Origin of the sequence: Luteibaculum oceani (assembly GCF_007995015.1) — a bacterium.
GTDB classification, from domain to species: domain Bacteria; phylum Bacteroidota; class Bacteroidia; order Flavobacteriales_D; family Luteibaculaceae; genus Luteibaculum; species Luteibaculum oceani.
In genome coordinates, this window is the sequence record NZ_VORB01000027.1 from 1 (window position 1) to 796 (window position 796).

Below are 796 nucleotides of genomic sequence, written 5' to 3' on the forward strand. Positions count from 1 at the left end.
ACCTCGCTCGGGGCAAAGAACCCTGCCAATACTTGTTTTACGCGTATGGATTTAGAGATGTTGTTTACACAGCCCTCTTTGGTGGTAAGCTCCAGATTAAGGGTTAGGAAGTTGGTTCCCGAAGGTTCGTTCACTGGATACACTGCTGGGTTGGTACTGCGGGTATCCACTCCATTTCCGATAATCTGCCACTGGAACTGATCTACGTTTATTCCGGAAGTAAACTTCATGGCCAAATCGCTGCGGTTACACACTTCGTTAACCGATTCTATTTTGGCCGTTGGAATGGCCACTTTGATGGTTTTCTCTATGGATGCAAAACATCCAGCAGAGGTAACGGCCTCCAAACGTATGGTCTTGTTGCCTCCAAGGAGCGATAAATTAAAGTTGGGGATAAACGGACTTTGCAATACATCGTTGATATACCAGTTGTAGGTGGTTCCTAAATCTTGGTTTACCATAGCAATACGCACCCTATCGTTATCGCAAAGGGTAGTGTTAAAATCTAAGAGCCCATCGATGGTGAAATCGGGGGTTGGGATGTCTTGAATCTCGATGTCGTTGCGATAGCTGTTAATACAACCAGTGGTTTTATTGAGCACGGTGGTCGTTACGGTAAACCGTCCAGAGGAGACAAAGCGGTGCGAGCGTTTAGGCCCAAACTCTAGCTGAGTACCATCTCCATAATCCCATGAGATTTGCACGTTCTCGCTAGATGTTGCGCTAAAAGGAACCGGAGCATTGATACAAGCCTCGGTCGGTACGCTAACATTAGCCGAAGGAATTTTATTGACCG

1 protein-coding gene is annotated in these 796 nt (G+C 46.5%); it reads right to left on the bottom strand.

Translation table 11 applies throughout. The features are described 5' to 3' along the window. A partial coding sequence (locus tag FRX97_RS12150; RefSeq protein WP_147015490.1) for a PKD domain-containing protein occupies nt 1-796 on the bottom strand: 796 nt, incomplete at both ends.